The organism is Pseudomonas nicosulfuronedens (assembly GCF_005877905.1).
GTDB lineage: Bacteria > Pseudomonadota > Gammaproteobacteria > Pseudomonadales > Pseudomonadaceae > Pseudomonas > Pseudomonas nicosulfuronedens.
This window is the reverse complement of record NZ_SWDV01000038.1, coordinates 23,264-49,510: the sequence shown is the minus strand read 5'-3', so window position 1 is coordinate 49,510 and position 26,247 is coordinate 23,264. Positions and strand designations below refer to the sequence as shown.

Below are 26,247 nucleotides of genomic sequence, written 5' to 3'. Positions count from 1 at the left end.
GGCGCGAGGGTGCCCGATGCGCAATGCACAGCGGCCGGGTTTCCCTGAGGGAAACCCGGCCGCGGGTGTGGCTCTTTGTCAGAGCCGGCCCCTGGATCGGGACCGACCTGCTTCAGCCGAGGATCAGAGCTTGATCCAGGTGGCTTTCAGCTCGGTGTACTTGTCAAAGGCGTGCAGCGACTTGTCGCGACCGTTGCCGGACTGCTTGAAGCCACCGAACGGAGCGGTCATGTCGCCGCCGTCGTACTGGTTCACCCACACGCTGCCGGCGCGCAGCGCCTTGGCGGTCAGGTGGGCCTTGGACAGGTCGCTGGTCCACACCGCGGCGGCCAGGCCGTACGGGGTGTCGTTGGCGATGCGCACGGCTTCTTCGGCATCGGTGAACTCGATGACCGACAGCACCGGGCCGAAGATCTCTTCACGGGCGATGCGCATGGCGTTGGTCACGCCGTCGAAGATGGTCGGCTCGACGTAGGTACCGCCGGTCTCTTCCAGGGTGCGCTTGCCGCCGGCCACCAGCTTGGCGCCGTCGTCGTGGCCAGCCTGGATATAGCTCAGCACGTTGTTCATCTGGGTGGTGTCGACCAGCGCACCGACGTTGGTTTCCGGGTCCAGCGGGTTGCCCGGCTTCCAGGCCTTGATGGCTTCGACGACCATCGGCACGAACTCGGCCTTGATCGACTTCTCCACCAGCAGACGCGAGCCGGCGGTGCAGACTTCGCCCTGGTTGAAGGCGATGGCGCTGGCGGCAGCTTCAGCAGCGGCTTTCAGGTCCGGAGCGTCGGCGAAGACGATGTTCGGGCTCTTGCCACCGGCTTCCAGCCAGACGCGCTTCATGTTCGATTCGCCCGCGTAGACCATCAGCTGCTTGGCGATCTTGGTCGAACCGGTGAACACCAGGGTATCGACGTCCATGTGCAGGGCCAGGGCCTTGCCGACGGTGTGGCCGAAGCCCGGCAGGACGTTGAACACGCCTTTCGGAATACCGGCCTCGATGGCCAGCTGGGCGATGCGGATGCCGGTCAGCGGGGACTTCTCGGAAGGCTTGAGGATCACCGAGTTACCGGTGGACAGCGCCGGGCCGAGTTTCCAGCAGGTCATCAGCAGGGGGAAGTTCCACGGCACGATGGCGGCAACGACGCCGACCGGCTCGCGGGTGACCAAGCCCAGTTCGTTGTGGGCGGTGGCGGCGACTTCGTCGTAGATCTTGTCGATCGCTTCACCGCTCCAGCGCAGGCTGTTGGCGGCGCTGGACACGTCGATGCTCAGCGAATCGCTGATCGGCTTGCCCATGTCGAGGGTTTCCAGCAGGGCCAGTTCCTCGGCGTTCTCCAGCAGCAGCTCGGAGAAACGGATCATGACCTTCTTGCGCTTGGCCGGGGCCAGACGCGACCAGGAGCCGGAATCGAAGGCGGCACGGGCAACCTGCACGGCACTTTCGGCATCGGCCAGGTCGCAGCTGGCGACCTTGGCCAGGAAGCGGCCATCCACAGGGCTGATGCAATCGAAGGTGGCGCCGGATGCGGCGTCGACGTATTCACCGTTGACGAAGGCGCGGCCTTCGATCTTCAGGTCCTTGGCGCGAGCTTCCCAATCGGCGCGAGTGAGGGTACCCATGACAACGTGTCCTCTTATTAATGTACTTATCAGGTGCAGGCGCCCGGCGGGCGCGCTGTCAAAAATATCGCAAGGCGGAGCGAACGCATGCTGTTCGCCACCCTAAACCGGAGGCAGCCAATTTTCAATATTTTTTACACTAAGCGGCCAAATGGCCTTGTCACGTTCGTTTTATTAAACATAGACTGCCTCGATTCGTCGGCTGATGGTTTTCCGACAGCCGCTTCGGAGTAAATATCCAACAGCGCTGCGCGTGCCCGCACGCACTCTCGCCAACAACTCTAAAGAACCGAGACCGCCATGAACGTCGAGCAGATCGTCGATTTCGCCCAGGCCACCACCGCCCCCGAACACTACCGTCCCGCCCCGGACCGCATCATCAAGGGCGACCCGGCGCAGAACGTACGCAACCACTACGCCAGCGACTGCGGCCAGTTCAACGTGGGCATCTGGGAAGGCGAGCCGGGCCACTGGAACGTCAGCTACACCGAGCACGAGTACTGCGAGATTCTCCAGGGTGTGTCGGTGATCCGTGACGCCAATGGCGGCGCCAAGACCGTGCGCGTCGGCGACCGCTTCGTCATCCCGGCCGGCTTCAGCGGCACCTGGGAAGTACTGGAGCCCTGCCGCAAGGTCTATGTGATCTTCGAGCAGAAGGCCTGAGCACCCGAACCTGAAAAAGCCCGCCGAATGGCGGGCTTTTTTGTGCCTGCCGTTTCACAGGAAAAACGGCAGGCAAGAAAAAACCCGCCACGAGGGGCGGGTTTCTTCACAAGGGCGAAGATCAATTACTTGATCTTGGCTTCCTTGTAGATCACGTGCTTGCGAACAACCGGATCGTATTTCTTGATCTCGATTTTCTCAGGCTTGGTACGCTTGTTCTTGTCGGTGGTGTAGAAGTGGCCGGTACCGGCGCTGGACACCAAACGGATCAGTTCGCGCATGACTGCAGCTCCTTAGAATTTTTCGCCGCGGGCGCGCAGGTCGTTCAGAACGGCCTCGATGCCACGCTTGTCGATGATACGCATGCCTTTGGCGGAAACGCGCAGACGCACGAAGCGCTTCTCGGATTCAACCCAGAAACGGTGGTGCTGCAGGTTCGGCAGGAAACGGCGGCGGGTTTTGTTGTGTGCGTGGGAAATGTTGTTCCCGGTAACCGGACCCTTACCGGTCACTTGGCAAACTCTCGACATGGCTCAGCCCTCTGTAAACCACATGCCAAACCCGGCATGGGTTGGCTGCTTAACTCAATAGGATTCTCAGTTTCACCGGGGTCTTAACTGCCGCTTCGCCGCGATCGAGTCGCAGGATCAGAGCAGGGCCCCAGAAAAGAGCGCAGCTTTATATCAGAAAGACACTTCCAGCTGCAAGGGAAAGCATGACTCGAAAAAGCCGACGCCAGCCCCCGCGGGCCGCGGCACTGGTGCCGTTCGTCGCCTGTCATCGTTGTGACGGGCGGCGGCTTGGTCTAGGGTAGCTCCTTCGAGGCTGCCAACAGCCTTGCATGACCCGCCCAGCCTCGCGGATGGGCATCTTGCCAGCTTACACGGAGTCCGTCATGCGTCTTGCCCTTCTCGCCCTCCTGCTTTCCCCTGCTCTCGCCAGCGCCGCCTCGCTGAGCGTGTGCACCGAAGCCAGCCCCGAAGGCTTCGACGTGGTCCAGTACAACTCGCTGACCACCACCAACGCCTCGGCCGACGTGCTGATGAACCGCCTGGTGGACTTCGATGCCGCCCGCGGCGAAGTGGTGCCGAGCCTGGCCGAGAGCTGGAAGGTCTCCGACGATGGCCTGACCTATGACTTCCAGCTGCGCGACGGCGTGGCCTTCCACCACACCGACTACTTCAAGCCGAGCCGGACGCTTGCCGCCGACGACGTGGTGTTCAGCTTCCAGCGCATGCTCGACCCGGCCCAGCCCTGGCACAAGGTCGCCCAGAGCGGCTTCCCCCATGCCCAGTCGATGCAGCTGCCGAGCCTGGTCAAGGCCGTGGAGAAGGTCGATGAGCACCATGTACGCTTCAGCCTCAACCACCCGGACGCCACCTTTCTGGCAATGCTCAGCATGGGCTTCGCCTCCATCTATTCGGCCGAGTACGCCGACCAGTTGATGAAGGCCGGCACCCCGGAGAAGCTCAACGCCCAGCCGATCGGCACCGGCCCCTTCGTCTTCAAGCGTTTCCAGAAGGACGCCGTGGTGCGCTACGCCGCCAACACCGAGTACTTCGGCGGCAAGCCAGCTGTGGATAACCTGGTGTTCGCCATCACCCCGGACGCCAGCGTGCGCCTGCAGAAGCTCAAGCGCGGCGAATGCCAGATCGCCCTGTCGCCCAAGCCGCTGGACGTAGAGGCCGCTACCAAGGACGCCAGCCTGAAGGTCGAACAGACCCCGGCCTTCATGACCGCCTTCGTCGGCATCAACAGCCAGCACCCGCCGCTGGACAATCCCAAGGTACGCCAGGCGATCAACCTCGCCTTCGACAAGGACACCTACCTCAAGAGCGTGTTCGCCGGCAGCGCCACCACCGCCGATGGCGTCTACCCGCCCAACACCTGGAGCTACGCCAAGGACATCCCCGGCTACCCCCGCGACCTGGACAAGGCTCGCGCGCTGCTGGCCGAGGCCGGGCACAAGGACGGCTTCAAGACCACTATCTGGACCCGCCCCTCCGGCAGCCTGCTCAACCCCAACCCCAGCGTCGGCGCGCAGCTGCTGCAGGCGGACCTGGCACAGATCGGCATCCAGGCCGAGATCCGCGTGATCGAGTGGGGCGAGCTGATCCGCCGCGCCAAGGCCGGCGAGCATGACCTGCTGTTCATGGGCTGGGCCGGCGACAACGGCGACCCGGATAACTTCCTCACCCCGCAGTTCTCCTGCGCCAGCGTGAAATCCGGGCTGAACTTCGCGCGCTACTGCGACGACAAGCTCGACGGCCTGATCAGCCAGGGCAAGGCGGTAGCGGACCAGGCCAAGCGCAGCGAGCTGTATCACCAGGCGCAGCAAATCATCCACGACCAGGCGCTGTGGCTGCCGCTGGCACACCCGACCGCCTCGGCGCTGACCCGCCAGAACGTCAAGGGCTACACGGTGAACCCTTTCGGCCGCCAGGACTACTCGAAGGTGCAGCTCTGAGCAGCGAATTGCTCGACCATCTGCTGCCCGAGTTCCAGTTCGCCGAGCGGCACTCGCTGACCATGCGGGCGTCGCCCGGGCAGGTGCTGGACGCAGTGAGCCAGCTGACCGCCGAGCACGACCCGCTGGTGCAGCGCCTCCTGCAGATCCGCGAGGCGCCTGCACGGCTCGCCCTGCACCTGGGGCTGCGCAATGCCCTGGAGGATCGTCCACGCTTCGGCTTGCATGAATTCACCCTGCTGGGCCGCCATGGCAATCACGAGATCGCCTATGGACTGGTCGGGCGCTTCTGGCGCAGCGACTTCGGCCTGCGTCCGTGCGCCGACGGCGACGCCTTCCGGCGCTTCGCCGAACCCGGTACGCCCAGGCTGATGCTGCATTTTTCCTGCGCACCGGCAGAGCAGGACGGCTTCACCCATGTCCGCACGGAAACCCGCGTGCACTGTCCGGACCGCCGCAGCCGCCTGCTGTTCACCCCTTACTGGCTCGCTATCCGCCCGGTCAGCGGACTGATCCGCCGGCGCCTGCTGCGCGACATCCAGCGGCGCGTCTCAGAGCATCCCCAGCTCGGCCATTGACTGTGGCTCGCCGTCACCAACGATGAAGTGATCGAGCACGCGCACGTCGATCAGCGCCAGCGCCTGTACGATGCGGCGGGTCAGCAGGTCGTCGGACTGGCTCGGCTCGGCGATCCCTGAGGGGTGGTTGTGGGCCAGGATCAGCGCAGCGGCGTTATGCGCCAGGGCGCGCTTGACGATCTGCCGGGGGTAGACGCTGGCACTGTCGATGGAACCGTGGAACAGCACTTCGAAGTCCAGCAGGCGGTGTCGATTGTCCAGGAACAGGCAGGCGAAGACCTCGTGGGGCTCGTGGCGCAGCCGCGCCTTGAGGAAGTCACGCACTGCCTGCGGGCTTTCCAGGGCGGGGCCACGGTCCATGTCCTCGGCCAGGTGCCGGCGCCCCATTTCCAGCACCGCCTGGAGCTGGGTGAACTTGGCCGGCCCCAACCCGCGATGGCTGCAGAACGCGTCAAGGTCGGCCTCCAGCAGCGCGCGCAAACTGCCGAACTCAACCAGAAGCCGGCGCGCCAGGTCGACGGCACTGCAACCGGTGACACCGGTGCGCAGGAAGATGGCCAGCAATTCAGCATCGCTCAGGCTTGCTGCTCCCTGTTCGAGCAAGCGCTCCCGGGGGCGCTCCGACGCAGGCCAATCCAGAATTCTCACGCAACCTCCCAGGTCTGGTCCGCCCGCTGTTCCGGCGCAGGCGCTGTGCTATCTTAGCCCCCTCGCTGCGCGCGGCCGGAGGCCTGGGGAGGCGTCATCGGCTTCAGCGCGCGTCATCCATTTCCGTATTTAAGGCTGGCCTATGCAGCGGCTCTATCGTAAACGCATCGTTCTGGGCGTCGGCGGCGGTATCGCCGCCTACAAGAGCGCCGAACTGGTCCGCCGGTTGCGCGACCAGGGCGCCGAGGTGCGTGTCGTGATGACCCAGGGTGGCCGCGAGTTCATCACGCCGCTCACCCTTCAGGCCCTTTCCGGACACCCGGTGCACCTGGACCTGCTCGACCCTGCCGCCGAAGCGGCCATGGGGCATATCGAGCTGGCCCGCTGGGCCGACCTGGTACTGATCGCCCCCGCCACCGCCGACCTGATGGCGCGCCTGGCCCAGGGCGTGGCCAATGACCTGCTGACCACCCTGGTGCTCGCCACCGACGCGCAGGTCGCCCTGGCCCCCGCGATGAACCAGGCCATGTGGCGCGACCCGGCCACCCAGGTGAATGCCGAGCTGCTGCGTAGCCGCGGCCTGCACTTCTTCGGCCCCGCCGCGGGCAGCCAGGCCTGCGGCGACGTCGGACCAGGGCGCATGCTCGAGGCCGAGGAGCTGGCACAACTGGCCGCCGACTGCTTCGAGTTCAAGGCCCTGACCGGCCAGCACATCCTGATCACCGCAGGGCCGACTCAGGAAAACATCGACCCGGTGCGCTACATCACCAACCACAGCTCCGGGAAGATGGGCTTCGCCCTGGCCGAAGCGGCCGCCGAAGCCGGCGCCCGCGTGACCCTGGTGACCGGCCCCGTGCACCTGCCGACCCCGGACCGCGTGAGCCGCGTCGACGTAGTCAGCGCCCGCGACATGCTCGCCGCCTGCGAAGCGGCGATGCCGGCCGACATCCTGATCGCTTCCGCCGCCGTAGCCGACTACCGCCCGGAACTGGTCGCCACGCAGAAACTCAAGAAAGACCCCACCACCGGTGACGGCCTGCTCTTGCAGCTGGTGCGCAATCCCGACATCCTCGCCACCCTCTCGCTGCGCGAGGACCGGCCCTTCAGTGTCGGCTTCGCCGCGGAGACCGAGAACCTGCTCGAGTACGCCTCGCGCAAGCTCAAGGACAAGAATCTCGACCTGATTGTCGCCAATGACGTCGCAAATCCGTCCATCGGCTTCAATAGTGAAGAGAACGCCATCACGGTCATCGACCGCGAATTGCACAAGACTGCGTTCGCCCAGACCAGCAAGGGCAAGATCGCCCGCCAGCTGATCGCCTTCATCGCCGAACGCATCAATCAACACTGAGAACTCAATGCATTCCCTGCAAGCCAAGATCCTCGACCCCCGCCTGGGCAGCGACTTCCCGCTGCCGCAGTACGCCACCCCGGGTTCCGCCGGCCTCGACCTGCGCGCCATGCTCAAGGAGGACTGCGTCCTCGAGCCGGGCCAGACCGTACTGATCCCCACTGGCCTGTCCATCTATGTCGCCGATCCCGGCCTGGCCGCGCTGATCCTTCCACGCTCGGGCCTGGGCCACAAGCACGGCATCGTGCTGGGCAACCTGGTCGGCCTGATCGACTCGGACTACCAGGGCGAGCTGATGGTCTCCTGCTGGAACCGCGGCCAGACGGCCTTCAAGATCGCCATTGGCGAGCGCATCGCCCAGTTGGTACTGGTGCCGGTGGTGCAGGCGCACTTCGAGCTGGTCGAGAGTTTCGACGAAAGCCAGCGCGGCGCCGGCGGCTTCGGTCATTCCGGCAGCCATTGACCCTTTACCCTTTCAGGATGAATCGCCGAGGAGACGTTGCATGAAACTTTTCCAACGCACTGCCAAGGACAGCGCCGAACTGCCGGAACTGGTTCCGGCGGAGAAGGCCGTCAAAGGCCCCGCGGCCAAGGTCGACCTCAAGCCGCTGCTGCCCGCCCTCGCACTTACCGTCGGTGGCGTGGCGGCGGCCGGCGCGCTGCTGTGGTTCAGCCTGTTCGGCCAGGCAGACAGGACCCACGTCGCACAACTGAGCAGCGCCTGGTCGGAAAGCCAGGCCGGTACGCTGCGCCAGTCTCTCAGCCTGCTGGCCGCGGACAGCCGCGCCATGGCGAGCGACCCGCAGTTGCTGCCGGCCCTGCAGAGCAATGATCCGACACGCATCGCCGCGCTGGAGAAGACCCTGACCCAGGGCCATCTGGACGCACTGCTGGACGTTCACCTGAACGCCAATGGCCAGGCCGTGCAGGACACGTCCCGCCCCGGCCCGCTCAACTATGCCGCGCTGGACATGCTGCACCGCGTCGAGAGCGGCCAGGCCGTGGCGCCGGAGGCCTACAAGGTCGGCACCCGCTGGCTGGTCTACAGCCCCATTGCCCTGCGCGGTGCGGACAACACCATCCAGGGCTCGCTGCTGCTGGTGGTCGACCTGCAGCGCCTGCTCGGCAGTCTGCCGCCGATGTCCACCGATATCGGCCAGCTGCAGCTGTCCCAGCAGTTTGGCAACTCGCCAGCGCAGGTATTGCTGCAGCGCGGCCAGGCCGGTGACGCCGCGCCAATCAGTCTGTCCAGCGGCAACCCCAACTGGAAGCTGAGCTTCACCCCGGGCCCGACCATCACCAACCCGCTGTACTCGCCGACCCTGCTGGGCATCGCCGCGCTGCTCGCCCTGGTGGGCGGCCTGCTCGGTCTCTATCTTGCGCAAAGTGCGATGCAGCGCCGCGTCAGCAAGGATGCCCAGGCCCTGGGGCAGTTCATTCAGGAACTCGCCGGCCAACGCACTGCCAAAGCTCCTGAGCTGAGCCTGCCGAGCCTGCAGGCGCTGGCTCAGGCGCTGGCCCGTCAGCCGCGCCGCAAGACCGAAACACCCGGTGCCGGCGTCCCCGCCGCGCCTGCAGTCGCCGCCCAGCCGGTTCCGGCTGTTGCCGCTGCCAGCGCCCCGGCCGCTGCCACTGATACGCCATTGGTCGATCCGCTATTCCAGAACACCGACATTCTGGACATCGACATTCTTGATGAAGACCAGGATCTCCTGGGATTGGAGCAAACACCCGCTATGAGCACGCCTAAAGCCCCGCAGCTGCCCGCCAGCATCTTCCGCGCCTACGACATCCGTGGCGTGGTCGGCGACACCCTGACCACCGAGACCGCCTACTGGGTCGGCCGTGCGATCGGCTCCGAAAGCCTTGCGCGCGGCGAGCCGTGCGTTTCCGTGGGCCGCGACGGCCGCCTGTCCGGCCCCGAGCTGGTCCAGCACCTCATCCAGGGTCTGCTCGACTGCGGCTGCCAGGTCACCGACGTCGGCATGGTGCCGACTCCGGTCCTGTACTACGCGGCCAACGTCCTGGAAGGCAAGTCGGGCGTGATGCTCACCGGCAGCCACAACCCGCCGGACTACAACGGTTTCAAGATCGTCGTCGCCGGCGAGACCCTGGCCAACGAGCAGATCCAGGCGCTGCGCGAGCGCATCCAGAATGGCGATCTCGCCTCCGGCGTGGGCAGCGTGCAGCAGGTCGACATTCTGCCGCGCTACTTCCAGCAGATCCGCGACGACATCGCCCTGGCCAAGCCGCTGAAAGTGGTGGTGGACTGCGGCAACGGCGTGGCCGGTGTGATCGCCCCGCAACTGATCGAGGCCCTGGGCTGCACCGTGATCCCGCTGTACTGCGACGTCGACGGCACCTTCCCCAACCACCATCCGGACCCGGGCAAGCCCGAGAACCTGGAAGACCTGATCGCCAAGGTGAAAGAGACCGGCGCCGACCTCGGCCTGGCCTTCGACGGCGACGGCGACCGCGTGGGCGTGGTGACCAACGAAGGCACCATCATCTACCCCGACCGCCTGCTGATGCTGTTCGCCAAGGACGTGGTATCGCGCAATCCGGGCGCCGACATCATCTTCGACGTCAAATGCACCCGTCGCCTGATCTCGCTGATCAGCGGCTACGGCGGTCGCCCGGTGATGTGGAAGACCGGCCACTCGCTGATCAAGAAGAAGATGAAGGAAACCGGCGCGCTGCTCGCTGGCGAAATGAGCGGCCATATCTTCTTCAAGGAACGCTGGTACGGCTTCGACGATGGCATCTACAGCGCCGCGCGCCTGCTGGAAATCATCAGCCTGGACAAGCGCGACGCCGAGCGCGTGTTCTCCGCGTTCCCGATGGACATCTCCACCCCGGAAATCAACATCACCGTCACCGACGAGGGCAAGTTCGCCCTGATCGAAGCGCTGCAGGCCCGTGGCCAGTGGGGTGAAGCCAACCTCACCACCCTCGACGGCGTGCGCGTGGATTACCCCAAAGGCTGGGGCCTGGTTCGTGCGTCCAACACCACTCCGGTGCTGGTCCTGCGTTTCGAGGCGGATTCCCAGGAAGAACTGGAACGCATCAAGGAAGTGTTCCGCACCCAGCTGAAAGCGGTCGATCCCGCCCTCAGCCTGCCCTTCTGACCCTCAAGTAAGACTATGCCGGAGCCCACCATGACCCAGAGCCGCGATGACGCCGCCCAGGTTGCCCGCGTCCTTGCCGAAGCCCTGCCCTATATCCGCCGGTTCGTCGGCAAGACGCTGGTGATCAAGTACGGCGGCAACGCCATGGAAACGGACGAGCTGAAGAACAGCTTCGCCCGCGACGTGGTGCTGATGAAAGCCGTCGGCATCAACCCGGTGGTGGTCCATGGTGGTGGTCCGCAGATCGGCGACCTGCTCAGCCGCCTGTCGATCGAGAGCCACTTCATCGATGGCATGCGCGTCACCGACGCGCAGACCATGGACGTGGTGGAGATGGTCCTCGGCGGCCAGGTGAACAAGGACATCGTCAACCTGATCAACCGCCATGGCGGCAGCGCCATCGGCCTGACCGGCAAGGACGCTGAACTGATCCGCGCGAAGAAGCTCACCGTTACCCGCCAGACGCCGGAGATGACCAAGCCGGAAATCATCGACATCGGCCATGTGGGCGAAGTCACCGGGGTCAACGTCGACCTGCTGAACATGCTGGTGCAGGGTGACTTCATCCCGGTCATCGCACCGATCGGCGTGGGCGCCAACGGCGAGTCCTACAACATCAATGCCGACCTCGTGGCCGGCAAGGTGGCCGAGGCGCTGAAGGCCGAGAAGCTGATGCTGCTCACCAACATCGCCGGCCTGATGGACAAGCAGGGCCAGGTGCTCACCGGCCTGACCACCGAGCAGGTCAACGAGCTGATCGCCGACGGCACCATCTACGGCGGCATGCTGCCGAAGATCCGCTGCGCCCTGGAAGCGGTGCAAGGCGGCGTGACCAGCGCGCACATCATCGATGGCCGTGTGCCCAATGCCGTGCTTCTGGAGATCTTCACCGACAGTGGCGTCGGCACCCTGATCACCAATCGCAAGCAGCGCTGATCAAAGACACCCGCCAGGAGCGATCCTCGCGGGTGTTTTTCTGCCTGTTCGGGACCCCTTCAGCCTGATGGGCGTCCTGCCTCGAACAGGTCTTCAGGAGATTTTGCATGGCCGCGTCCCCCGTTTCCCGCAACGATTTCAGCTTCTTCCACGGCCTGCGCGTGCGCTGGTCGGAGGTCGACCCCCAGGGCATCGTCTTCAACGGCAACTACCTGACCTACGCCGATGTCGCCACCACCGAGTACTACCGCCACCTGGGCGTGAGCTACCCGGCTGACCTGCTGCGCGGCGGTGGCGATCTGTTCGCGGTGAAGACCACCCTGGAATACCTGGCGCCCGCGCGCTTCGACGACTGGCTGGAAATGGGCGTGCGCGTCAGTCGGCTGGGCCGCAGCAGCCTGACCTTCCAGGTATCGATCTGGTGTGATGAAACCCTGCTGACGCTGGGGGAGCTGATCTACGCCTATGCCGGAGAAGACCGGACAAGCCAGCCCTTGCCGGACTGGCTGCGCGGGAAGATAAACGAATTCGAGCGCGTCTCTCCGCAACAGTGAGCGGCGAAAGGCGGGCTCAGTTTCCCATCAGCTGGGCTACGCGGGCGCGGTCCTCGCCGAAGCTGCTCACCGCCTGGGTGCGTAGCTGCTGATAGCGGGCGATGTCCTGCTGCAGGCGCTGTTCGTCGCTGCGCAGGTTACTCAGTTGCGCGACCAGGTCATCCGGCACCTGGCGCCCGGCACGCTCCTGATCGGCGGCGCGGGCCTGCAGGTTGGCCTGCTGCGTTTTCAGCGACTGCAGGTTGCCCTTGGCCACGCTGGTCAGCCCATCGAGCTCGGCGAGCTTGCGGTCGCGGGCACGGTCGACGTCTTCCACGCTGGTGTACATGCGCATCAGCTGCTGGTCGGAACTGGCGCGGGCGGCGTCCGCCTTGCGCTGCTCGATCTCGGCGGCGGTCGGCGCCGGCGGCACCTCACGGATTACCCGGCCCTGGTCGTTGAGCACCTGGTAGCCCTTGCCAATGTACTGCGGCGGCACGCCCAGGCGGTCGATGACGGTGATGCCCTTGTCATTGACGTAGCGGTACATCTCCACCTGGCTGGTCGGCTGACCGGCAGCCGCCGCCTGCCCCGCGAGCACGGCCCCCAGAAGCCCCATCAACACCCTGTAGCGGTAAGCACCCTGCTTGGCCATGCCGACACCCTTGTTCCGGTTAGATACCGTACTGCGCCCGATAGGCCTCGACGGCCCCGAGGTGCTGCTTGAGCTGACCGTCGCCGGCCAGATACTCCAGCACTTGTTCCAGCGAGACAATGCTTACGACCGGGATCGAGAAGTCCCGTTCAACTTCCTGGATCGCAGACAGTTCGCCCTTGCCACGCTCCTGGCGGTTCAGCGCGATCAACACACCGGCTGCCTGGGCACCCTGGGCGTCGATGATCTGCATGACCTCGCGGATCGCCGTGCCGGCAGTGATCACGTCATCGATAATCAGCGCGCGACCGGCCAGCGGAGCGCCGACCAGCGTGCCGCCTTCGCCATGGTCCTTGGCTTCCTTGCGGTTGAAGCACCAGGGCAGGTCGCGGCCGTGCTGTTCTGCCAGCGCAATGGCTGTAGCGGCCGCCAGCGGAATTCCTTTATAGGCCGGGCCGAACAACACGTCGAAAGGTATGCCGCTATCGACCACCGCGCTGGCGTAGAAACGACCCAGCTGGGACAGCGCAACGCCGGTGTTGAACAGGCCGGCATTGAAGAAGTACGGACTGGTGCGCCCGGACTTGAGGGTGAATTCGCCGAAGCGAAGAACGCCGCGCTCGATGGCGAAGCGGATGAAATCGCGTTGATATGCGTGCATGGGAGAGAACCGGCCGGTATGAATTTAGCTAAACCGTTTGAGCTCGGGTATCATACACACACGTGATTTTGGGGGCCATTTATGCGGATCATCAGTGTGAACGTGAATGGTATTCAGGCTGCAGCCGAGCGTGGTTTGCTCAGTTGGCTGCAAGCCCAGAATGCCGACGTGATCTGCTTGCAGGATACCCGCGCCTCCGCTTTCGATCTGGATGACCCATCCTACCAACTGGATGGCTACTTCCTGTACGCCTGCGATGCCGAAGTGCCCAGTCAGGGCGGCGTCGCACTCTATAGTCGTCTGCAACCCAAGGCTGTCATAAGCGGCCTGGGTTTCGAGATGGCCGATCGTTACGGGCGCTACCTGCAAGCCGATTTCGATAAGGTGAGTATCGCCACTCTCCTGCTGCCTACCGGGCAGGAAGGAGACGAGAACCTGAACCACAAGTTCAAGTTCATGGACGATTTCGCCCAGTACATGAACAAGCAGCGCCGCAAGCGCCGCGAATACATCTATTGCGGCTCGCTGTACGTTGCGCACCAGAAGCTGGACGTGAAGAACTGGCGCGAATGCCAGCAATCTCCGGGCTTCATGGCGCCGGAGCGTGGCTGGATGGATGAGATCTTCGGCACCATGGGCTACGTCGACGCCCTGCGCGAGGTCAACCGCGAAGGCGACCAGTACAGCTGGTGGCCGGAAAGCGAACAGGCCGAGCTGCTCAACCTGGGCTGGCGCTTCGACTATCAGATCCTCACGCCGGGTCTGCGCCGCTTCGTGCGCAGCGCCAAGCTGCCGCGGCAGCCGCGCTTCTCCCAGCATGCGCCGCTGATCGTCGATTACGACTGGACCCTGAGCATCTGAGTCCTGTCGCGCCGCCGCAAGGCAGACAGAAAAAAGCCGGCTTCGAGCCGGCTTTTTCGTGTCTGGAGCGCGCTTACTTGATCGGACGCCAAGTGAAGGGGTAGCGGTAGTCCAGCCCTTCGTTGGCCTTGATCCCGGCGATGATGGTCAGCACCAGCGCACCGATGCTCACCAGGCCCAGCAGGAAGAAGCCGATCACCACCAGCATCAGCAGGAAGCTGACCACCACCGCGAGGCTCACGGTGATCTGGAAGTTCAGCGCCTCCTTGCCCTGGCGATCCACGAACGGGTCCGATTCACGCTTGATCTGCCAGACGATCAGCGGCCCGAGCAGGTTGCCGAAGGGGAAGATGAAGCCGAGGAAGGCAGCGAAGTGGCAGAACATCGCCCACTGCCGGGCTTCCTGGCTCGGCTGAGCCTGCTGTACCGGTACTTCGTCGCTCATCCTTTCGCTCCTTGCACTTGAAAGTCGGGCGGCCTCGCCGCCCGTCAGATCAGTCGGCCAGCGCTGCGCGCTGCAGCTCAAACAGCTCTTGCAGGCCTTTCTGGGCCAGTTCCAGCATGGCATTGAGCTCGGCCGGCTGGAAGGGGGCGCCCTCGGCAGTTCCCTGGACCTCGATGAAGCCGCCGGCATCGGTCATGACCACGTTCAGGTCGGTCTCGGCGGCGGAGTCTTCCAGGTAATCCAGGTCCAATACCGGCTCGCCCTGGTACATGCCCACGGAAACCGCAGCGACCATCTGCTTGAGCGGGTTGCCCTTGAGCGCGCCGCGCTTCTTCAGCACGGCCAGGGCATCGATCAGCGCTACGGTGGCGCCAGTGATGGAAGCGGTGCGGGTGCCTCCGTCGGCCTGGATCACATCGCAGTCGATGTAGAGGGTGTTCTCGCCCAGCTTGGACAGGTCCAGCGCGGCACGCAGGGAGCGGCCGATCAGGCGCTGGATTTCCAGGGTGCGGCCACCCTGCTTGCCGCGCGCGGCTTCACGCTGGTTACGCTCGCCGGTGGAACGCGGCAGCATGCCGTACTCGGCGGTCAGCCAGCCCTGGCCCTGGCCCTTGAGGAAGCGCGGCACACCGGATTCGGCGCTGACGGTGCAGATCACCTTGGTGTCGCCGAACTCGACCAGCACGGAGCCCTCGGCGTGCTTGGTGTAATGGCGGGTGATACGGATCGGGCGCAGTTGGTCGGCGGCGCGGCCACTGGGACGGTTCATGGAGGCATCCTGTACAGATTACTGGCGGGGGAATGTCCGCCATTATAGAGGCCAGCGGACGGGCGCAACCACCGCCGGCGTGCTGCGGCGCGCTACGCTGGGGTACAATTACCGGTTTCCGACGACCTGTCGGCCGTTTTCCCAGCCCATTCAGAGAGGTGACTCCATGGTCCACAGCATGACCGCCTTCGCCCGCGTCGAGCGCGCCAGCACCCATGGAACCCTGAGCTGGGAGCTGCGCTCGGTCAACCACCGCTATCTCGAGCCCAACCTGCGCCTGCCCGAAGCCTTCCGCGACCTCGAAGGCGCGGTACGCGAGGCGCTGCGCCAGGGCCTGTCGCGCGGCAAGGTGGAATGCACCCTGCGCTTCAACGAGGAAAACGCCGGCAAGGCACTGCAGGTTGACCGCGAGCGCGCCGCGCAGCTGGTCACCGCCGCCGAGACCGTCGCCGACCTGATCAAGAGTCCCGCCCCGCTCGACCCGCTGGCCGTGCTGGCCTGGCCGGGAGTACTGGTGGGCGATGCCGCCGACCCGCAGGCGCTCAACGCCAGCGCACTGGCCGCCTTCACCCAGGCCCTGGACGAGCTCAAGGCTGGCCGCGCCCGCGAAGGTGCAGAGCTTTCGAAGATCATCGATGAGCGCCTGACTGCCATGCAGGAAGACGTTGCCAACCTGCGCCAGCTGGTGCCGGAAATGCTCGCCAACCAGCGCCAGAAAGTGCTGGACCGCTTCACCGAAATGAAAGCCGAGCTCGACCCGCAGCGCCTGGAGCAGGAAATGGTCCTGCTGGCGCAGAAGAGCGATGTCGCCGAGGAACTCGATCGCCTGACCACCCACGTCACCGAAGTACGCCGCGTGCTCAAGGCTGGTGGTGCCGCCGGCCGACGCCTGGACTTCCTGATGCAGGAACTCAACCGCGAGGCCAACACTCTAGGTTCGAAGGCTTTCGACCCGCGCTCTACCCAGGCCGCGGTCAACCTCAAGGTCCTGATCGAGCAGATGCGCGAACAGGTCCAGAATATCGAGTAAGCCGGACGCCTCCGGCCCCAATCCACCGCAACTCCAGGAAAGCGCCATGTCCGGCACCCTGTACATCGTTTCCGCGCCGTCGGGCGCCGGCAAGACCAGTCTGGTCAAGGCCCTGCTCGACGCCATGCCCAACGTGCGCGTCTCCGTCTCCCATACCACCCGCGGCATGCGTCCGGGCGAAGTGGACGGGGTGAACTATCACTTCGTCGGCCACGACACCTTCCGGGCCATGCTCGAGCGCAACGAATTCCTCGAACACGCGCAGGTCTTCGACAACCTCTACGGCACCTCGCAGCGCTGGGTCGAGAAGACCCTCGCCGAAGGCAACGACCTGATCCTGGAGATCGACTGGCAGGGCGCGCAGCAGGTGCGCCGGCTGATGCCCCAGGCGCAATCGATCTTCATCCTGCCGCCGACCCAGGAAGCCCTGCGCCAGCGCCTGACCAACCGCGGCCAGGACAGCGACGAGGTGATCGAACGGCGCATGCAGGAAGCCGTCAGCGAAATGAGCCACTATGTGGAATACGATCACTTGGTGATCAACGACGATTTCGCCCACGCACTGGAAGACCTCAAGGCGATCTTCCGCGCCCGACAGCTGCGCCAGGATGCCCAGCAACAGCGTCATACCGACCTGCTGCAACGCCTGCTCGCCTGATTCGGGCGAGAGAAGGCACTTCCATAAAGATTGGCGATTTTTTAGACTATCCAGTCCGCCCGGTATTTCTCCGGGTCTCCATTTGCGTAATGAGGAACACCATGGCCCGCGTCACCGTTGAAGACTGCCTGGACAACGTCGATAACCGTTTCGAGCTGGTCATGCTCGCCACCAAGCGTTCGCGCCAGCTGGCTACCGGCGGCAAAGAGCCCAAGGTACCGTGGGAAAACGACAAGCCCACCGTTGTCGCCCTGCGCGAAATCGCCTCGGGCCTGGTGGACGCTGACATCGTTCAGCAGGAGGACGTGGTTGAAGAAGAGCCGCTGTTCGCTGCCTTTGAAGACGAGGCCAACAACGAGGCCCTGTAAGTCGATGTCCGGCCGACGAATTGGCGCACCGCGATATGCCGCTCGGCAGGGGGTAAGCCCATGCCGAGCATAGACGCCTTCGCCGACCGTCTGTCGAGCTACCTGGGCCCGGATCAGGTCAACCTGGTTCGCCGCGCCTACTACTACGCCGAGCAGGCCCACGACGGGCAGCGCCGCCGCAGCGGTGAGGCTTACGTCACCCATCCGCTCGCCGTCGCCAACATCCTCGCCGACATGCACATGGACCATCAGAGCCTGATGGCAGCCATGCTGCACGATGTGATCGAGGACACCGGCATCGCCAAGGAAGCGCTCACCGCGCAGTTCGGCGAAACCGTCTCGGAACTCGTGGACGGGGTCAGCAAGCTGACCCAGATGAACTTCGAGTCCAAGGCCGAGGCACAGGCCGAGAACTTCCAGAAGATGGCCATGGCCATGGCGCGCGACATCCGCGTGATCCTGGTGAAGCTGGCCGACCGCCTGCACAACATGCGCACGCTGGAAGTCCTGTCCGGCGAGAAGCGCCGGCGCATCGCCAAGGAAACCCTGGAAATCTACGCGCCCATCGCCAACCGGCTGGGCATGCACAGCATGCGCGTGGAATTCGAAGACCTGGGCTTCAAGGCGATGCACCCGATGCGCTCCGAGCGCATCCGCCAGGCGGTGAAGAAGGCCCGCGGCAACCGCCGCGAGATCGTCGGCAAGATCCAGGAGTCGCTGGTCAACTGCCTCGCCCGCGAAGGCATGGAAGGCCAAGTCCTGGGCCGCGAGAAGCACCTGTTCAGCATCTACAAGAAGATGCGCGGCAAGCGCAAGGCGTTCAACGAGATCATGGACGTCTACGCCTTCCGCATCATCGTCGACAAGGTCGACACTTGCTACCGCGTGCTCGGCGCCGTGCACAACCTGTACAAGCCGTTCCCCGGTCGCTTCAAGGATTACATCGCGATTCCCAAGGCCAACGGCTACCAGTCGTTGCACACCACGCTGTTCGGCATGCATGGCGTGCCCATCGAGATCCAGATCCGCACCCGCGAGATGGAAGAGATGGCCAACCACGGCATCGCCGCGCACTGGCTGTACAAATCCAGTGAAGAGGAAGCGCAGAAAGGCACCCATGCCCGCGCCCGCCAGTGGGTGAAGGGCATCCTCGAACTGCAGCAGCGCGCCGGCAACTCGCTGGAATTCATCGAGAACGTGAAGATCGACCTGTTCCCGGACGAGGTCTACGTCTTCACGCCCAAGGGCCGCATCATGGAGCTGCCCAAGGGGTCCACGGCCGTCGACTTCGCCTACGCGGTGCACACCGACGTCGGCAACAGCTGCATCGCCTGCCGCATCAACCGCCGCCTGGCGCCGCTGTCCGAGCCCCTGCAAAGCGGTGCGACCGTGGAAATCGTCACTGCGCCAGGCACCCGGCCGAACCCGGCGTGGCTCAACTTCGTGGTCACCGGCAAGGCGCGCACGCACATCCGCCACGCGCTCAAGCTGCAACGCCGCTCCGAGTCGATCAACCTCGGCGAGCGCCTGCTGAACAAGACCCTGGCCGGCTTCGACAGCCACCTGGAGAAGATCCCGCAGGAGCGCATCCAGGGCGTGCTCACCGAGTACCGCATGGAAGTCTTCGAGGACCTGCTCGAAGAGATCGGCTTGGGCAATCGCATGGCCTACGTGGTCGCGCGCCGGCTGCTGTCCAGCGAAGGCGCAGAAGCGCCGAGCGCCGAAGGTCCGCTGGCGATCCGCGGCACCGAAGGCCTGGTACTCAGCTACGCCAAGTGCTGCACGCCGATCCCGGGCGACCCGATCGTCGGCCACCTGTCCGCCGGCAAGGGCATGGTCGTGCACCTGGAGAACTGCCGGAACATCAGCGAAATTCGCCACAATCCGGAAAAGTGCATCCAGCTCAGCTGGGCCAAGGATGTCACCGGCGAATTCAACGTCGAGCTGCGCGTCGAGCTGGAGCACCAGCGCGGCCTGATCGCCCTGCTGGCGACCAGCGTCAACGCCGCCGACGGCAACATCGAGAAGATCAGCATGGACGAGCGCGACGGCCGCATCAGCGTGGTCCAGCTCGTCGTCAGCGTGCATGACCGTGTGCACCTGGCCCGCGTCATCAAGAAGCTGCGCGCGCTCAAGGGCGTGATCCGCATCACCCGCATGCGCAGCTGATCCCACCCTAAGGAGTCGACATGACCAAGACCGTAATCCATACCGACAAAGCCCCGGCCGCCATCGGTACCTACTCCCAGGCCATCAAGGCTGGCAACACCGTCTATGTCTCCGGTCAGATCCCGCTGGACCCGAAAACCATGGAACTGGTCGAGGGCTTCGAAGAGCAGACCGTCCAGGTCTTCGAGAACCTGAAAGCAGTCATCGAGGCTTCCGGCGGCTACCTGCACGACGTCGCCAAGCTGAACATCTTCCTCACCGACCTGTCGCACTTCGCCAAGGTCAACGAGATCATGGGCAAGTACTTCGTCCAGCCCTACCCGGCCCGCGCCGCCATCGGCGTTGCCGCCCTGCCCAAGGGCGCCCAGGTCGAGATGGACGCCATCGTCGTCCTGGAATAAGCGTCACGAAATACCTACGGGGCCCCAGCGGCCCCGTTCCTTTGTCTGCAAGGAGCAAACATGCGTCGCGCCCTGATCCTGAGCGCCCTGATCGGCCTGCTCACCGGCTGCGCCGGCACCCCGTCCGACCCTTCCGGGGTCTGGGTCAACCAGGCCGCCATCGATGCCGCCGGCAAGGGTGGCAAGCTGCGCGAGGCGCTGCTGGCCTACGGCCCGAACCTGGAATGGAAGCTGGACACCCAGGCCGACCAGGCCACTTTCAGCAATGGTTTCGAGCTGGGCGAAGGCCAGCTGACCCAGACCGATCCCAAGCACTACCGCGTCGACTTCTACGGCAGCAACCAGGAAGCCCTGGAGCTGGACGGCAAGGAGCTGGTGCAGGTGGGCAGCGACAACTGGCCCGAGCAGCGCTTCCTGCGTCCCAAGGAGCAGCCCGCCGCGCAGAGCCCGGCCGGCAGCACCTTCGAGAACGCCCTCTACGCCGCCTACCTCAGCGGCACCTGGATCATCGAGGAAGGCGAAGGCAAGGGCAGCAAGGTCAAGTTCGCCTCCAACGGCAGCCTCGAAGGCATGCCCGGCTTCGATCGCTACGCGCTTTGCCTGGCCGGCGACTGTGCGGCGATGAGCGGCGACAACGACAGCATCTGGCTGCAACAGGGCCAGCAGGGCCGTGAATTCCTGTTCGAGCGCGACGGCGACAAGCTGGAGCTGTTCGAGGCAGTGAACCGCGCCCAGTCCGACGAGATGCCGCAGTACGCGCCGGGCAACAAGGTCTGGACCCTGGAACGCGACTGATCCGCGAGCGAGCGGGCTGACAGGTTCAGCGCAGCCCGCTCCACAGCAGCCAGCCGCCCAGCACCAGCAGCAGGCCGCCGCAAAGGCGGTCCAGCGCCGTCACCCGGCGCTTCAGCCAGGCGCGCCAGCGTGGGCGATCCAGCAGGCGCACCAGCGCCATGTCCCACAGCAGCACCACTGCGCCCATCCACAGCACGCAGACGCCCAGCGCCCAGCCCGGCAGGTGGAACTGCCCGAGCACGCCAAACAGCCCGGTGTAGAAGATCGGCAACTTGGGGTTCAGGCTGCTGGCGAGCAGGCCTTCGCGCATACCCCGCAGAAATCCCCCGCTGCGTGGCTCGCCCAGCCCAGGGGGAATCTCCAGCTCCCGCCGCGCCAGCAGTGCCTGCGCGCCGAGCCAGACGAAGTAGGCGCCTCCCAGCAACTGCACTACCCGCAGCCCGTGGCTGGCCACTTCCGGCAGTAGGCCGAGGACGAACAGCACCAGCAACATGCTCGCCAGATTGGCCAGGGCGATGCCCGCCGCACAGCCGTCGGCATGGCGCCGACCCCGTAGCAGCGCAGCGCGGATCAGCAGGAAGAAGTCCGGTCCCGGTGACAGCAGGGCGGCGAAGTGGGTGCTGGCGACCAGCGCGAAGGCGGCGAACATGGTGATCTCCCGGATAGCGGCGTCGCGCAGTCTGGAAGTGCCGGGGTTCGCCGGTCTTGGAAGAAAGTCAGGTACGCGTGGCGCGCAGGAAGCGCCCAGGGGTGACGCCGGTGAAGCGGCGGAAGGTGCCGGAGAAATGCGCCTGGTCGTAGAAACCCAGGGTCAGCGCGACCTCCAGCGGCTTCTCGCCGGCCACCAGCAGGCGCTTGGCCTCGCGGATGCGTCGCTGCAACAGGTAGGTATGCGGCGGCACACCATAAGCGTTACGGAAGGCTTCGATCAGGTGGCGCGGATGACGCTGCAGCAGCGCAGCAAGCTCCTCGAGACTGACCGCCTCGCGGTAATGCGCTTCCAGGTAATCCCGCAACTTGGCAGTGACGCTGCCATCGCGCGATGCCGAAGCTGTCGGGCGCATGCCGCCGTGGCGGACGAACACCAGCTCCAGCAACGCCAGCAGCTCGCTCTCCAGCGCCAGCGCGTCGTTGCGCTCGAACTCCGTGGCGACGCGCCGCAGCGCCTCGGCAACCCGGCCGTCATCATGCGGATTGAGCGCCTGGAAACCACGCGGCAGCTGCTTGCGGCCGAGCAGCGGGAGCAGGCGCGATTCCTCGATGTAGAGCATGCGATAGACCAGGCGCTCGGACTCGGCATTGCCGGTGTGCGGCTCCTCCGGGTTCATCAGCGACAGGGTGCCGGCCGGCAGTACATGGTGCGCGCCACGGCACTGGTAGCCGCCAGCGCCGTGGAGGATCGCGCCGATGGCAAAGGCATCGTGGCTGTGGCGGCCAAACGGCTGGCCGGAGAAGTCCGCATGGAACAACTCCACCCCCGGCAACCAGGGGCGTGCCAGCAGCCGGTTGGCGTCCATCTCAGTCCTGTTTGCCGGCGAGGATCGCCGCGTAGCCTTCACGGAAGCTCGGGTAGCGCGGCTCCCAGCCCAGCGCACGGGCGCGGGCGTTGCTGCAGCGCTTGCTGCCGGCGCGGCGCACGGTCTGCTCTTCAGACCATTGGCTGACGCCCAGTTGCTCGCGCAGCCAGCCGACCACCTCGTGCAGCGCCGCCGGGTCGTTGTCGACGCCGAGGTAGCAAGCTTCCAGTGCAACGCCGCTGCGGTCGGATTCCAGCAGATGGGCCAGCAGGCCGGCGCAGTCTTCGGCGTGGATGCGGTTGGCATACAACGGCGGCTCGCTGGCCACGCGATAGCCTTCGCGCACCTGCTTGAGCAGCCACTCGCGGCCAGGGCCGTAGATACCGGTGAGGCGCACGACGCTGGCGGGAATGCCGCTCTGCAACGCCACCTGCTCAGCTTCAAGCATCACGCTGCCGGAATAGCTCTGGGCTTCGGCGGGCGAGGTCTCGTCGATCCACTCGCCATCCTTCTGGGCGTACACACCGCTGCTGGATACGAACAACAGGCGCTTGGGTGTTTGCCCGCGCTGCTGCAACCAACCGAGCGTATTGCGCAGGCCTTCGACGTAGGCGGCGCGATAACCGGCCTCGTCGTGTTGGGTCGCGGCGGCGCAGTACACCAGGTAATCGAGCGGGCCGATCGGCCAGGAGTCGGGGCACTCCAGCTGGCCCAGATCGCCGGCCACAGGCAGCACTTCCAGCGGCAACGCGGCAATGTGGCGGCGCAAGCCGTGGACGCGCCAGTCCCGCGCGGCCAGCTGGCGTCCCAGGCGGCTTCCGACGTCACCACAACCAACGATCATCAGGCTGGGGAAGGTGCTCTTGCTCATGCTTGGCTCCGCGAATCAAAGCTCGGCAGTTTAGCGCGGTTGGTTCGCGGCGGTGCAGCCGCTATGCTTGGGCCACCTCAACGGACTTAGTCGCCATGACCCTTACCGAACTGCGCTACATCGTCACGCTTGCCCAGGAGCAACACTTCGGCCGCGCCGCGGAGCGCTGCCACGTCAGCCAGCCGACCCTGTCGGTGGGCGTGAAGAAGCTGGAAGACGAGCTCGGCGTACTGATCTTCGAGCGCAGCAAGAGTGCGGTGCGCCTGACCCCGGTCGGCGAAGGCATCGTGGCGCAGGCGCAGAAGGTGCTCGAGCAGGCCCAGGGCATCCGTGAGCTGGCCCAGGCCGGCAAGAACCAGCTGACCTCGCCGCTCAAGGTCGGTGCGATCTACACCATCGGCCCGTACCTGTTCCCGCACCTGATCCCGCAGCTGCACCGGGTCGCCCCGCAGATGCCGCTGTACATCGAGGAAAACTTCACCCACATCCTGCGCGACAAGCTGCGCACCGGCGAGCTGGACGCGATCATCATCGCCCTGCCGTTCCAGGAAGCCGACGTGTTGACCCTGCAGCTGTTCGATGAGCCCTTCTACGTGCTGATGCCAGCGGACCACCCGTGGACCGCGAAGAAAACCATCGACCCGGAGCTGCTCAACGACAAGAGCCTGCTCCTGCTGGGCGAGGGCCACTGCTTCCGCGACCAGGTCCTGGAAGCCTGCCCGACAACCCACAAGGGCAGCGAAAACAAACACACCACCGTGGAATCCAGCTCGCTGGAAACCATTCGCCACATGGTCGCCTCCGGCCTTGGCGTATCCGTGCTGCCCTTCTCCGCCGTGGACAGCCACCACTACGCACCGGGCGTGCTGGAAGTGCGCCCGTTCAGCGCGCCGGTCCCCTTCCGCACCGTCGCCATCGCCTGGCGCGCCAGCTTCCCGCGGCCGCGCGCCATCGAGGTGCTGGCCGACTCGATCCGCCTGTGCTCGGTCGCCAAACCGACCGTCAAGGGTGAAGCCGAGCCGGCATGACCGATCTGTCGAACGTCCCGGTCACCGCGCTCAAGGGCGTGGGCGCCGCGCTGGAAGAGAAGCTGGCGAAGGTCGGCCTGGAAAACCTCCAGGACATCCTCTTCCACCTGCCGCTGCGCTACCAGGACCGCACCCGCATCACCCCCATCGGCGCGCTTCGTCCGGGACAGGATGCGGTGGTCGAAGGCGTGGTCTCCGGCGCTGACGTGGTGATGGGCAAGCGCCGCAGTTTGCTGGTGCGCCTGCAGGACGGCACCGGCGTATTGAGCCTGCGCTTCTACCACTTCAGCCAGGCGCAGAAAGAGAATCTCAAGCGCGGCACGCACCTGCGTTGCTACGGTGAGGCGCGTCCCGGCGCTTCCGGCCTGGAGATCTACCACCCCGAATACCGCTCGCTCACCGATGCCGCCGCGGCGCCGGTGGAGCAGACGCTCACGCCGATCTACCCGACCACCGAGGGCCTCACCCAGCAGCGCCTGCGCCAGCTCAGCGAGCAGACCCTGGCGCGCCTGGGCCCGTCGAGCCTGCCGGACTGGCTGCCAGCGGAGCTGGCCCGCGACTACCGACTGGGCCCGCTGGACGAAGCCATCCGCTACCTGCACCGGCCACCGCCGGACGCTGACCTGGAAGAGCTCGCCGAAGGCCGCCACTGGGCCCAGCACCGCCTCGCCTTCGAGGAGCTGCTGACCCACCAGCTGTCGTTGCAGCGCCTGCGCGAGAGCGTGCGTTCCCAGGCCGCGCCGCAACTGCCACCGGCCAAGCGCCTACCGGCGCTGTACCTGAAAAATCTCGGCTTCAAGCCCACCGGCGCGCAGCAGCGCGTGGGCGCGGAGATCGCCTACGACCTCGCCCAGCCCGAACCCATGCTGCGCCTGGTACAAGGCGATGTCGGCGCCGGCAAGACCGTGGTCGCCGCCCTCGCCGCCCTTCAGGCACTGGAAGCCGGCTACCAGGTGGCGCTGATGGCGCCCACCGAGATCCTTGCCGAGCAGCACTTCCTCAACTTCACCAAATGGCTGCAGCCGCTGGGCATCGAAGTCGCCTGGCTGGCCGGCAAGCTCAAGGGCAAGGCCCGCGCCAGCGCACTGGAGCAGATTGCCGGCGGCGCGCCGATGATCGTCGGCACCCACGCGCTGTTCCAGGACGAAGTGAAGTTCAAGCGCCTGGCTCTGGTGATCATCGACGAGCAGCACCGCTTCGGCGTGCAGCAGCGCCTCGCCCTGCGCCAGAAAGGTGTCGACGGCCGGCTCTGCCCGCACCAGCTGATCATGACCGCCACGCCCATCCCGCGGACCCTGGCGATGAGCGCCTACGCCGACCTGGACACCTCGATCCTCGACGAGCTGCCGCCCGGCCGTACCCCGGTGAACACCGTGCTGGTGGCCGACAGCCGCCGCATCGAAGTGATCGAGCGTGTTCGTGCGGCCTGCGCCGAAGGGCGACAGGCGTACTGGGTGTGCACGCTGATCGAGGAATCCGAAGAACTGACCTGCCAGGCCGCCGAAACCACCTACGAGGAACTCTCCTCGGCGCTGGGCGAACTGCGCGTGGGGCTGATTCACGGACGTATGAAGCCGGCGGACAAGGCCGTGGTCATGGAAGCCTTCAAGGAAGGCCTGCTGCAGCTGCTGGTGGCTACCACGGTGATCGAGGTCGGCGTGGACGTGCCCAACTCCAGCCTGATGATCATCGAGAACCCCGAGCGCCTTGGCCTGGCCCAATTGCACCAGCTACGTGGCCGCGTCGGCCGGGGCAGTGCGGCGAGCCACTGCGTGCTGCTCTACCACCCGCCGCTGTCGCAGATCGGCCGTGAGCGCCTGGGAATCATGCGCGAGACCTGCGACGGCTTCGTCATCGCCGAAAAGGACCTGGAACTGCGTGGTCCCGGCGAAATGCTCGGCACCCGCCAGACTGGCCTGCTGCAATTCAAGGTGGCCGACCTGATGCGCGACGCCGACCTGCTGCCGGCAGTACGTGATGCGGCCCAGGCCCTGCTGGCACACTGGCCGCAATCGGTCAGCCCGTTGCTGGCGCGCTGGCTGCGACACGGGCAGCAATACGGGCAAGTGTGATCTATTTCACTTTCATCGGTCAGTTG

28 protein-coding genes are annotated in these 26,247 nt (G+C 65.4%); 17 read left to right on the top strand and 11 right to left on the bottom strand.

Going from position 1 to position 26,247, the window contains the following annotated elements:
• Positions 1-123: 123 nt before the first annotated feature.
• A complete protein-coding gene (locus FAS41_RS24360; RefSeq protein WP_045217682.1) occupies positions 124-1,617 on the bottom strand; it encodes an aldehyde dehydrogenase in 1,494 nt (497 codons plus the stop codon).
• A gap of 300 nt (positions 1,618-1,917) precedes the next feature.
• On the opposite strand from FAS41_RS24360, the gene FAS41_RS24355 reads away from it, so the two are divergent.
• Positions 1,918-2,280, top strand: coding sequence for a cupin domain-containing protein (locus tag FAS41_RS24355; RefSeq protein ID WP_024762072.1), 363 nt, complete (start codon positions 1,918-1,920; stop codon positions 2,278-2,280).
• Between the two features lie 125 nt (positions 2,281-2,405).
• Here the strand turns inward: FAS41_RS24355 and rpmG are convergent, their stop codons facing one another.
• Positions 2,406-2,561, bottom strand: coding sequence for a 50S ribosomal protein L33 (gene rpmG / locus FAS41_RS24350; protein ID WP_017520721.1), 156 nt, complete (start codon positions 2,559-2,561; stop codon positions 2,406-2,408).
• A 12-nt stretch (positions 2,562-2,573) separates the two neighbouring features.
• Positions 2,574-2,810, bottom strand: coding sequence for a 50S ribosomal protein L28 (gene rpmB / locus FAS41_RS24345; protein ID WP_009614118.1), 237 nt, complete (start codon positions 2,808-2,810; stop codon positions 2,574-2,576).
• Positions 2,811-3,175: 365 nt separating this feature from the next.
• Between rpmB and FAS41_RS24340 the strand changes: the two genes are divergently transcribed.
• Positions 3,176-4,747, top strand: a complete 1,572-nt coding sequence (locus FAS41_RS24340; RefSeq protein ID WP_138525941.1) for an ABC transporter substrate-binding protein — start codon at positions 3,176-3,178, stop codon at positions 4,745-4,747.
• Between the two features lie 8 nt (positions 4,748-4,755).
• On the top strand, positions 4,756-5,325 hold the full coding sequence (locus tag FAS41_RS24335) for a hypothetical protein (protein ID WP_246084932.1): 570 nt from the start codon (positions 4,756-4,758) through the stop codon (positions 5,323-5,325).
• On the opposite strand, the gene radC is transcribed toward FAS41_RS24335, so the two are convergent.
• The gene (radC, locus tag FAS41_RS24330) at positions 5,299-5,973 is read right to left on the bottom strand and encodes a RadC family protein (RefSeq protein WP_138525940.1); all 675 of its coding nucleotides are present in this window, start codon (positions 5,971-5,973) and stop codon (positions 5,299-5,301) included. The genes FAS41_RS24335 and radC overlap by 27 nt on opposite strands.
• A 142-nt stretch (positions 5,974-6,115) precedes the next feature.
• Between radC and coaBC the strand changes: the two genes are divergently transcribed.
• From coaBC to FAS41_RS24305, 5 genes are all read left to right on the top strand, one after another.
• Positions 6,116-7,324 carry a bifunctional phosphopantothenoylcysteine decarboxylase/phosphopantothenate--cysteine ligase CoaBC gene (gene coaBC, locus FAS41_RS24325; protein WP_045217692.1) on the top strand — a complete coding sequence of 403 codons (1,209 nt, stop codon included), beginning with the start codon at positions 6,116-6,118 and terminating at the stop codon, positions 7,322-7,324.
• Between the two features lie 7 nt (positions 7,325-7,331).
• Positions 7,332-7,787, top strand: a complete 456-nt coding sequence (gene dut, locus FAS41_RS24320; protein WP_081515156.1) for a dUTP diphosphatase — start codon at positions 7,332-7,334, stop codon at positions 7,785-7,787.
• A gap of 40 nt (positions 7,788-7,827) precedes the next feature.
• Positions 7,828-10,452, top strand: a complete 2,625-nt coding sequence (locus FAS41_RS24315) for a phosphomannomutase/phosphoglucomutase (protein ID WP_138525939.1) — start codon at positions 7,828-7,830, stop codon at positions 10,450-10,452.
• A 30-nt stretch (positions 10,453-10,482) separates the two neighbouring features.
• Complete coding sequence (gene argB, locus FAS41_RS24310) at positions 10,483-11,388, top strand: acetylglutamate kinase (RefSeq protein ID WP_024762065.1); 906 nt, start codon at positions 10,483-10,485, stop codon at positions 11,386-11,388.
• A 107-nt stretch (positions 11,389-11,495) separates the two neighbouring features.
• Positions 11,496-11,942, top strand: a complete 447-nt coding sequence (locus tag FAS41_RS24305; RefSeq protein ID WP_138525938.1) for an acyl-CoA thioesterase — start codon at positions 11,496-11,498, stop codon at positions 11,940-11,942.
• 16 nt (positions 11,943-11,958) lie between these two features.
• On the opposite strand, the gene FAS41_RS24300 is transcribed toward FAS41_RS24305, so the two are convergent.
• Complete coding sequence (locus FAS41_RS24300) at positions 11,959-12,576, bottom strand: DUF4124 domain-containing protein (protein WP_138525937.1); 618 nt, start codon at positions 12,574-12,576, stop codon at positions 11,959-11,961.
• Between the two features lie 19 nt (positions 12,577-12,595).
• Positions 12,596-13,237 carry an orotate phosphoribosyltransferase gene (pyrE, locus tag FAS41_RS24295; RefSeq protein WP_138525936.1) on the bottom strand — a complete coding sequence of 214 codons (642 nt, stop codon included), beginning with the start codon at positions 13,235-13,237 and terminating at the stop codon, positions 12,596-12,598.
• An 81-nt stretch (positions 13,238-13,318) separates the two neighbouring features.
• Here pyrE and FAS41_RS24290 point away from each other — a divergent pair, with 81 nt between their 5' ends.
• On the top strand, positions 13,319-14,098 hold the full coding sequence (locus FAS41_RS24290; RefSeq protein WP_138525935.1) for an exodeoxyribonuclease III: 780 nt from the start codon (positions 13,319-13,321) through the stop codon (positions 14,096-14,098).
• A gap of 73 nt (positions 14,099-14,171) precedes the next feature.
• Here FAS41_RS24290 and FAS41_RS24285 read toward each other — a convergent pair whose 3' ends face one another.
• Together FAS41_RS24285 and rph are read right to left on the bottom strand one after the other, a co-directional pair.
• Positions 14,172-14,543 carry a DUF4870 domain-containing protein gene (locus FAS41_RS24285; RefSeq protein WP_138525934.1) on the bottom strand — a complete coding sequence of 124 codons (372 nt, stop codon included), beginning with the start codon at positions 14,541-14,543 and terminating at the stop codon, positions 14,172-14,174.
• A gap of 49 nt (positions 14,544-14,592) precedes the next feature.
• A complete protein-coding gene (gene rph, locus FAS41_RS24280) occupies positions 14,593-15,312 on the bottom strand; it encodes a ribonuclease PH (RefSeq protein ID WP_138525933.1) in 720 nt (239 codons plus the stop codon).
• A 166-nt stretch (positions 15,313-15,478) separates the two neighbouring features.
• Here rph and FAS41_RS24275 point away from each other — a divergent pair, with 166 nt between their 5' ends.
• The 6 genes from FAS41_RS24275 to FAS41_RS24250 all read left to right on the top strand — a co-directional run bounded on the left by FAS41_RS24275 (position 15,479) and on the right by FAS41_RS24250 (position 20,733).
• Positions 15,479-16,342, top strand: coding sequence for a YicC/YloC family endoribonuclease (locus FAS41_RS24275; protein WP_138525932.1), 864 nt, complete (start codon positions 15,479-15,481; stop codon positions 16,340-16,342).
• A 46-nt stretch (positions 16,343-16,388) separates the two neighbouring features.
• Positions 16,389-17,000, top strand: coding sequence for a guanylate kinase (gene gmk / locus FAS41_RS24270; protein WP_138525931.1), 612 nt, complete (start codon positions 16,389-16,391; stop codon positions 16,998-17,000).
• Between the two features lie 101 nt (positions 17,001-17,101).
• On the top strand, positions 17,102-17,368 hold the full coding sequence (gene rpoZ, locus FAS41_RS24265) for a DNA-directed RNA polymerase subunit omega (RefSeq protein WP_024762058.1): 267 nt from the start codon (positions 17,102-17,104) through the stop codon (positions 17,366-17,368).
• Positions 17,369-17,428: 60 nt separating this feature from the next.
• Positions 17,429-19,537 carry a bifunctional GTP diphosphokinase/guanosine-3',5'-bis pyrophosphate 3'-pyrophosphohydrolase gene (spoT, locus tag FAS41_RS24260; protein WP_138525930.1) on the top strand — a complete coding sequence of 703 codons (2,109 nt, stop codon included), beginning with the start codon at positions 17,429-17,431 and terminating at the stop codon, positions 19,535-19,537.
• A gap of 20 nt (positions 19,538-19,557) precedes the next feature.
• Positions 19,558-19,938, top strand: coding sequence for a RidA family protein (locus FAS41_RS24255; RefSeq protein ID WP_017520704.1), 381 nt, complete (start codon positions 19,558-19,560; stop codon positions 19,936-19,938).
• A 60-nt stretch (positions 19,939-19,998) separates the two neighbouring features.
• Entirely contained in the window at positions 19,999-20,733 is a 735-nt protein-coding gene (locus FAS41_RS24250) for a putative periplasmic lipoprotein (protein ID WP_138525929.1), read from the top strand.
• 25 nt (positions 20,734-20,758) lie between these two features.
• Here the strand turns inward: FAS41_RS24250 and FAS41_RS24245 are convergent, their stop codons facing one another.
• The 3 genes from FAS41_RS24245 to FAS41_RS24235 form a co-directional block, all read right to left on the bottom strand.
• A complete protein-coding gene (locus FAS41_RS24245; RefSeq protein ID WP_138525928.1) occupies positions 20,759-21,382 on the bottom strand; it encodes a LysE family translocator in 624 nt (207 codons plus the stop codon).
• A 67-nt stretch (positions 21,383-21,449) separates the two neighbouring features.
• Positions 21,450-22,250 (bottom strand): helix-turn-helix transcriptional regulator, encoded by an 801-nt coding sequence (locus FAS41_RS24240; RefSeq protein ID WP_138525927.1) that lies wholly within the window; start codon positions 22,248-22,250, stop codon positions 21,450-21,452.
• A gap of 1 nt (position 22,251) precedes the next feature.
• Positions 22,252-23,121, bottom strand: coding sequence for an SDR family oxidoreductase (locus tag FAS41_RS24235; RefSeq protein WP_138525926.1), 870 nt, complete (start codon positions 23,119-23,121; stop codon positions 22,252-22,254).
• A 95-nt stretch (positions 23,122-23,216) separates the two neighbouring features.
• Here FAS41_RS24235 and FAS41_RS24230 point away from each other — a divergent pair, with 95 nt between their 5' ends.
• Positions 23,217-24,149 carry a hydrogen peroxide-inducible genes activator gene (locus tag FAS41_RS24230; protein ID WP_138525925.1) on the top strand — a complete coding sequence of 311 codons (933 nt, stop codon included), beginning with the start codon at positions 23,217-23,219 and terminating at the stop codon, positions 24,147-24,149.
• Complete coding sequence (gene recG, locus FAS41_RS24225; protein ID WP_138525924.1) at positions 24,146-26,221, top strand: ATP-dependent DNA helicase RecG; 2,076 nt, start codon at positions 24,146-24,148, stop codon at positions 26,219-26,221. The genes FAS41_RS24230 and recG overlap by 4 nt, the downstream gene beginning before the upstream one ends.
• The last annotated feature ends 26 nt before the right edge of the window (positions 26,222-26,247 follow it).

Coding starts and splice junctions, on each gene's coding strand:
- FAS41_RS24285 (WP_138525934.1), bottom strand. CDS start 14,543: ATGAGCGACGAAGTACCGGTACAGCAGGCTCAGCCGAGCCAGGAAGCC.
- FAS41_RS24245 (WP_138525928.1), bottom strand. CDS start 21,382: ATGTTCGCCGCCTTCGCGCTGGTCGCCAGCACCCACTTCGCCGCCCTG.
- FAS41_RS24290 (WP_138525935.1), top strand. CDS start 13,319: ATGCGGATCATCAGTGTGAACGTGAATGGTATTCAGGCTGCAGCCGAG.
- FAS41_RS24355 (WP_024762072.1), top strand. CDS start 1,918: ATGAACGTCGAGCAGATCGTCGATTTCGCCCAGGCCACCACCGCCCCC.
- dut (WP_081515156.1), top strand. CDS start 7,332: ATGCATTCCCTGCAAGCCAAGATCCTCGACCCCCGCCTGGGCAGCGAC.
- recG (WP_138525924.1), top strand. CDS start 24,146: ATGACCGATCTGTCGAACGTCCCGGTCACCGCGCTCAAGGGCGTGGGC.
- rpmB (WP_009614118.1), bottom strand. CDS start 2,810: ATGTCGAGAGTTTGCCAAGTGACCGGTAAGGGTCCGGTTACCGGGAAC.
- argB (WP_024762065.1), top strand. CDS start 10,483: ATGACCCAGAGCCGCGATGACGCCGCCCAGGTTGCCCGCGTCCTTGCC.
- FAS41_RS24305 (WP_138525938.1), top strand. CDS start 11,496: ATGGCCGCGTCCCCCGTTTCCCGCAACGATTTCAGCTTCTTCCACGGC.
- FAS41_RS24240 (WP_138525927.1), bottom strand. CDS start 22,250: ATGGACGCCAACCGGCTGCTGGCACGCCCCTGGTTGCCGGGGGTGGAG.
- spoT (WP_138525930.1), top strand. CDS start 17,429: ATGCCGAGCATAGACGCCTTCGCCGACCGTCTGTCGAGCTACCTGGGC.
- FAS41_RS24300 (WP_138525937.1), bottom strand. CDS start 12,576: ATGGCCAAGCAGGGTGCTTACCGCTACAGGGTGTTGATGGGGCTTCTG.
- FAS41_RS24315 (WP_138525939.1), top strand. CDS start 7,828: ATGAAACTTTTCCAACGCACTGCCAAGGACAGCGCCGAACTGCCGGAA.
- rpoZ (WP_024762058.1), top strand. CDS start 17,102: ATGGCCCGCGTCACCGTTGAAGACTGCCTGGACAACGTCGATAACCGT.
- FAS41_RS24340 (WP_138525941.1), top strand. CDS start 3,176: ATGCGTCTTGCCCTTCTCGCCCTCCTGCTTTCCCCTGCTCTCGCCAGC.
- FAS41_RS24230 (WP_138525925.1), top strand. CDS start 23,217: ATGACCCTTACCGAACTGCGCTACATCGTCACGCTTGCCCAGGAGCAA.
- pyrE (WP_138525936.1), bottom strand. CDS start 13,237: ATGCACGCATATCAACGCGATTTCATCCGCTTCGCCATCGAGCGCGGC.
- gmk (WP_138525931.1), top strand. CDS start 16,389: ATGTCCGGCACCCTGTACATCGTTTCCGCGCCGTCGGGCGCCGGCAAG.
- FAS41_RS24250 (WP_138525929.1), top strand. CDS start 19,999: ATGCGTCGCGCCCTGATCCTGAGCGCCCTGATCGGCCTGCTCACCGGC.
- rpmG (WP_017520721.1), bottom strand. CDS start 2,561: ATGCGCGAACTGATCCGTTTGGTGTCCAGCGCCGGTACCGGCCACTTC.
- rph (WP_138525933.1), bottom strand. CDS start 15,312: ATGAACCGTCCCAGTGGCCGCGCCGCCGACCAACTGCGCCCGATCCGT.
- coaBC (WP_045217692.1), top strand. CDS start 6,116: ATGCAGCGGCTCTATCGTAAACGCATCGTTCTGGGCGTCGGCGGCGGT.
- FAS41_RS24255 (WP_017520704.1), top strand. CDS start 19,558: ATGACCAAGACCGTAATCCATACCGACAAAGCCCCGGCCGCCATCGGT.
- FAS41_RS24360 (WP_045217682.1), bottom strand. CDS start 1,617: ATGGGTACCCTCACTCGCGCCGATTGGGAAGCTCGCGCCAAGGACCTG.
- FAS41_RS24235 (WP_138525926.1), bottom strand. CDS start 23,121: ATGAGCAAGAGCACCTTCCCCAGCCTGATGATCGTTGGTTGTGGTGAC.
- FAS41_RS24275 (WP_138525932.1), top strand. CDS start 15,479: ATGGTCCACAGCATGACCGCCTTCGCCCGCGTCGAGCGCGCCAGCACC.